The 5,227-nt window shown below is 70.4% G+C and carries 5 protein-coding genes; 3 read left to right on the top strand and 2 right to left on the bottom strand.

Annotated features, from left to right (window positions below; genetic code table 11):
• The first annotated feature begins 189 nt into the window (after positions 1-189).
• Both G6023_RS13400 and G6023_RS13395 read left to right on the top strand, forming a co-directional pair.
• Positions 190-1,308 (top strand): TIGR03857 family LLM class F420-dependent oxidoreductase, encoded by a 1,119-nt coding sequence (locus G6023_RS13400; RefSeq protein ID WP_182635977.1) that lies wholly within the window; start codon positions 190-192, stop codon positions 1,306-1,308.
• A complete protein-coding gene (locus tag G6023_RS13395; RefSeq protein WP_182635975.1) occupies positions 1,305-2,366 on the top strand; it encodes a phosphotransferase family protein in 1,062 nt (353 codons plus the stop codon). Before G6023_RS13400 ends, G6023_RS13395 begins: the two co-directional genes overlap by 4 nt.
• Before the next feature lie 343 nt (positions 2,367-2,709).
• On the opposite strand, the gene G6023_RS13390 is transcribed toward G6023_RS13395, so the two are convergent.
• Together G6023_RS13390 and G6023_RS13385 are read right to left on the bottom strand one after the other, a co-directional pair.
• Complete coding sequence (locus tag G6023_RS13390; RefSeq protein WP_182635973.1) at positions 2,710-4,236, bottom strand: catalase; 1,527 nt, start codon at positions 4,234-4,236, stop codon at positions 2,710-2,712.
• 69 nt (positions 4,237-4,305) lie between these two features.
• On the bottom strand, positions 4,306-4,746 hold the full coding sequence (locus G6023_RS13385; protein WP_119193379.1) for a Fur family transcriptional regulator: 441 nt from the start codon (positions 4,744-4,746) through the stop codon (positions 4,306-4,308).
• Positions 4,747-4,957: 211 nt separating this feature from the next.
• On the opposite strand from G6023_RS13385, the gene G6023_RS13380 reads away from it, so the two are divergent.
• On the top strand, positions 4,958-5,227 hold a 270-nt coding region (locus G6023_RS13380; RefSeq protein ID WP_182635970.1), incomplete at its 3' end, for a universal stress protein.

The following is a 5,227-nucleotide window of genomic DNA, read 5'->3' as shown; positions in this document are numbered from 1 at the left end:
GCCCGGCTCGGCAGCCCGGCGCAGCAGCCCGGCGCGGCCCGGCGCGGCCCGGCGCGGCCCAAGGACCCAGCAATACCCACACCGGGCCGACGGCGTCTGCGGCAACACCCGGTGGTGGACTCCGCAGGCGGGCTAATGTGACACTTGTCACTCAGTATCTGCGTGACCATCCACCGCCGGAAGGCGCCCATGCCCCACGCTGCAGCTGACCACCTCATGCCCGAGCTCGCCTGCTACGGACTCGCCGGGCACAGCGCGTCGCCGGCCGACCTCATCACAGAGGCCGCGCGCGCCGAGGAGTTGGGACTCGGGTCGATCCTGCTGTCGGAGCGGTTCGCCCTCAAGGACGCCGCGGTGATGGCCGGCGCTGCCGTGGCGGCCACCAGCCGGATCGGCGTGGGCACCGCGGCGACCAACCACAACACCCGGCATCCGCTGGTCACCGCCACCATGGCCACGACCCTGCACCGCATGTCGGGCGGGCGGTACGCCTTCGGGCTGGGCCGCGGCATCCCCATACTGTTCGACATCATGGGCCTGCCCCACGTCACGTCGGCGCAGCTCGAGGACGCGATCGGCCTCTACCGGACCCTGTGGAGCGGCGGCTCGGTGGTCGGCCACGACGGCCCCGCCGGCAGCTACCCGTATTTGGTGCAGGACGCCTCCTTCGACGAGGACATCCCCGTGCTGCTCATGGCCATGGGCGACAATTCGCTCCGGCTGGCCGGGCGGATCGCTGACGGGGTGGTCCTGCACACCTTCATGTCGGACGCCGCGGTCGAACGGTCGGTCCGCCTGGTGCGCGAGTCCGCCGAACAGGCCGGCCGCGATCCCGCCGACGTGCGGATCTGGTCGGTGATGGCCACCATCGAGGACTCGCTCGACGAGACCGCACGGCTGCGCAAACTCGTCGGTCGGCTGGCCACCTACCTCACCGGATACGGCGATGTCCTGGTCCGGGTCAACGGGTGGGATCCGGCGGGACTCGAGAGGTTCCGCGCCGACGAGCGACTGTCCGCCCACGCCGGCGCGCTCGACGCGACCGATGACCTCGACCTGCTGTGCCACGCGCGCGACGTGCTGCCCGATGACTGGCTCGCGTGCGCCGCGGACGGGAGCGCCGACCACTGCGCGGACCGTATCGAGGGCCAACTCGCGCTCGGCGCCGACTCCGTGGTCCTGCACGGTGCGACCCCCGACGAGCTGGCCCCGGTGCTGACCGCCTGGCGACTCCGGCGGGACCCAGCGCAGTTCACCCACCTCAGCCCCAACCCCGGACGACTCCACCTGCGGAAGGACCCGTCATGACCAGTGTCGACTCGAGCGCTGCCGTGGTCTGCACCCCGGAGGAGGTGACCGCGGACTGGCTCGCCCAGGCCCTGGGCACCGAGATCCGGTCGGTGCGCACCGAGCCTGTGGGCACCGGCCAGATCGGGTGTTGCGTGCTCGCGCACGTGGACGGTGACGGGCTCCCCGAGACGCTGTTCGTGAAGCTGCCCAACCCCGACGAGGGCATGCGGCCGCTGCTGCACGGCGTCTACCGCAGTGAGGTGCTGTTCTACCGGGACCTCGCCCCCACCGTGGCCGTGCGGGTCCCGCGCGCGCGGTTCGCCGCACTCGGGGAGCGCGAGGGCGAGTTCACCCTGGTGCTGGACGACGTGACGCCGCTGGTGCAGGGCGATCAGCTGGCCGGGCTGACGGTCGACCAGGCGCGCGACTGCGCGGTGAACCTGGCCGGCCTGCACGGTCCGCGCTGGTGCGCCCCGTCGCTGCGGGGCATCGACGGGCTCTCCTGCCCCTCGGTGGAGGACAACGTCACCCTGCAGGAACTCGGCGGGCCGGCACTGGAGGCCTTCCTCTCCGAGTTGGGAGACCGGCTCGACGACGACGAGCAGCGGAGCCTGTCCGAGATCGCGCCGCTCATCGCCCAGTGGGCGAACGGGCGCGGCGAGAGGTTCGCGCTGCTGCACGCCGACTACCGCGCCGACAACATGCTGATCGACCCCTCCGGAGCCCTGCCCTCCCTGGCCTGCGACTGGCAGACCCTCACCGTGGGTCTTCCCGGCCGCGACCTCGGCGGCTTCCTCGGCTCCAGCCTCGACGTCCCCGACCGGCGGGCCGCCGAACGCGGCATCGTGGCCGACTACCACCGCGCGCTCCTGGGACACGGGGTGACCGATTACTCCCCCGAGCAGTGCTGGGACGACTACGTCTACGGGCTGCTGCAGACCCCGGTGCTCGGGATCTTCGGCTGGATGTACGGCACCCGCACCGCCCGCGGCGACGAGATGTTCGCCCTGCTCATGCGGCGGGCGTGCCGGGCGATCGCCGACCTCGACGCCCTCGCCGTGGTCCGCGGCGGCTGATCCGCTCCCGGTCCTGCGCCAACCCCGCCACCCCCCGCCCCGCGACCTACGCGGCCCGAATGCCCACCCCGCGACCTACGCGGCCGGAATGCACGCGCCGAGTGGACATGTGTGCCCCGATGGGACCACTCCGGGCGCGCACCCGCAGGGATCCCCGGACGCGGTGACAGGAGACGGGCGCACACCCGCAGAACGGCGTTCCGCCGAGGCGCCGAAGGGCCCGACCTCGCGGCGAAGCGAGATCGGGCCCTTCCTATTCAGCTGGCTGGTGCGCCGGGAGCGCCTGGAGCGCCCGGGCTCCACCGGCTCACCGGAGCACCGGAGCATCATGCCCCGGCGGCGATCACTCCTGCAGGCAGTGGTTGCCCCGCGGGCCCGCCTCGACCTTGGAGCGGACCGCGACACCGAGCTCGGACGCCACGGCCGTCCAGTACGCGAAGACGCGCTCGAGCAGTTCCGTCTCCGAGGGGTGGATCGCGCTGACGTGACCGGCGATGTTGTCGGCGAGCCGCTCACGGGCCGCGTCGTCCAGGACCTCGCGGTACAGGGTGGTGGCCTGGACCTGGTCGGTGTCCTCGGCGTGCGGGGTCACATCGCCGCGGTAGGTCTCAGAGCCCTTGGTGTCCCAGGCGCCGATGTCGAAGGCCTTGGCCGGATCCGCGGTCGGGCCGTTGATCGTGTTGGGGTGGTACTCGGCCTGCGCGGGGTGCGGGTACTCGTACTGCATGGCGCCCTCCTTGGAGTAGGAGTTCACCGGAGACAGCGGACGGTTGACCGGCACCTGCTGGTAGTTGGCGCCGATGCGGTAGCGCTGGATGTCCGGGTAGGCGAAGACGCGGCCGAGCAGCATCTTGTCGGGCGAGAAGCCGATGCCCTTGACGATGTTGGTCGGCGCGAACGCGGCCTGCTCGATCTGCGCGTGGTGGTTCTGCGGGTTGCGGTTCAGCGTCATGGTGCCGACCTTGCGCAGCGGGTAGTCCTTCTGCGACCACGTCTTGGTGAGGTCGAAGGGGTTGTACTTGTACCCGTCCGCCTCGTCGACCGGCATGACCTGGACGTGAAGGTCCCAGGACGGGAAGTCACCGTTCTTGATGGACTCGAACAGGTCCTGACGGTGGTAGTCAGCGTTCTCGCCGGCCAACTTGTCGGCCTCGGCCTGCGTGAGGAAGTCGATGCCCTGGTTGGTCTTGAAGTGGAACTTGACCCAGTGGCGGACGCCGGCGGCGTTGATGAACTGGTAGGTGTGCGAGCCGAACCCGTCCATGTGGCGCCAGGTCTTGGGGATGCCGCGGTCGCCCATGAGCCAGGTCACCTGGTGGGTGGACTCGGGGCTCAGGGTCCAGAAGTCCCACTGCATGGCGTGGTTGCGCAGGCCGGAGGCGTTCTTGCGGCGCTGCGAGTGGATGAAGTCCGGGAACTTCATCGCATCGCGGATGAAGAAGATCGGCGTGTTGTTGCCGACCATGTCGTAGTTGCCCTCTTCGGTGTAGAACTTCAGGGCGAAGCCGCGCGGGTCGCGCCAGGTGTCCGGGCTGCCCTTCTCACCGGCGACGGTGGAGAAGCGGGCGAGCATCGGGGTCTTGACGCCCTTCTGGAACAGGCCGGCGCAGGTGATGTCCGAGATGTCCTCGGTGGTCTCGAACTCGCCGAACGCGCCCGAGCCCTTGGCGTGGGGCAGGCGCTCCGGGACGTTCTCCCGGTTGAAGTGGGCGAGCTTCTCGATGAGGTGGAAGTCGTGGATCGGCTGCGGACCCTGCGGGCCGACCTGGGCGCTGAACTCGTCGTGCGGGACGGGCTGGCCACTGTCGGTGGTGGTGTGGGAGTTCGGCTGGAAGTCGCGCACGCCGCGGTCTGCGGGATGAATGGTCACGTCAGTTGCTCCTCGAGATGGGGTGTGGAGTAGAAGGTGCGGAGTAGTGGTGTGGTCCAGGCCTCAGTATCAGACACGCGAGGCCTGCCCTGCCTGGCATTCGGGGCAAGTTCCCCAGTAGTTGACCTCTGCTTCATCGATCTCGAAGCCGTGGTCCCGGTCGGCGGTGAGGCAGGGGGCGTGTCCGACCGCGCATTCGACGTCCTCGATGCGCCCACACTTCCGGCACACGAGGTGGTGGTGGTTGTCCCCCGTTCGACGCTCGTACAGCGCCGGGGAGCCGGCGGGTTCGATGCGGCGCATGAGGCCGACGTCGGTGCACACGCGCAGCGCGTCGTAGACGGTCTGCGTGGACACCGCGCCCAGCCGTTCCCTGACGAGAGTCGCGACGTCCTCCGCCGCGATGTGGGGACGACCGGCGACGACGGCGAGGACCGCCAGCCGCGGCGAGGTGACCCTCAACCCGGCATCGCGGAGCACTGCCCCCTGGTCCTCGGTTGCTGTCGTCATGGGCATCACCCTAACCCACTTTCTGGAACAGGTCCAGAAACAGACGGGTTCTGATCTAGGAATCCCTCCGGCCGACCCGGCACGCATCCGGGGTCCGCGGAGCACGGGCGACCGTCGACGGGCTGCGACTAGGCTGGACCCGGACCCCGGATCGCCGTCACCGCACCGCGGCGGCCCTGACCGCGTGCCCCCGAACCTGCAGGAGGAACCCATGTCGGAGACCACCACCGGACCGGTCGTGTGCGGGTACGACGGTTCGCGTGACGCCCGCAGAGCCGTGGCCTGGGCGGCCGCCTGGGCCCGCGACCACGGCACGTCACTCGAGGTGATCTCCGCCGACCGGGCGGTGGGCCGCGTCGTGGCGTTCGACGAGACCGCCCGCGCGAACGTCGAGGGCGCGATGCGCGACCAGCTCGCCGACCTCACCGCCGACGTGCCGACCACCCACAGGGTGATCGCGGACAGTCCCGTCAGCGCGCTG

It is taken from the genome of Dietzia sp. DQ11-71, from assembly GCF_014144995.1.
Lineage (GTDB): Bacteria > Actinomycetota > Actinomycetes > Mycobacteriales > Mycobacteriaceae > Dietzia > Dietzia kunjamensis.
This window is presented reverse-complemented; position numbering and strand designations above follow the sequence as displayed.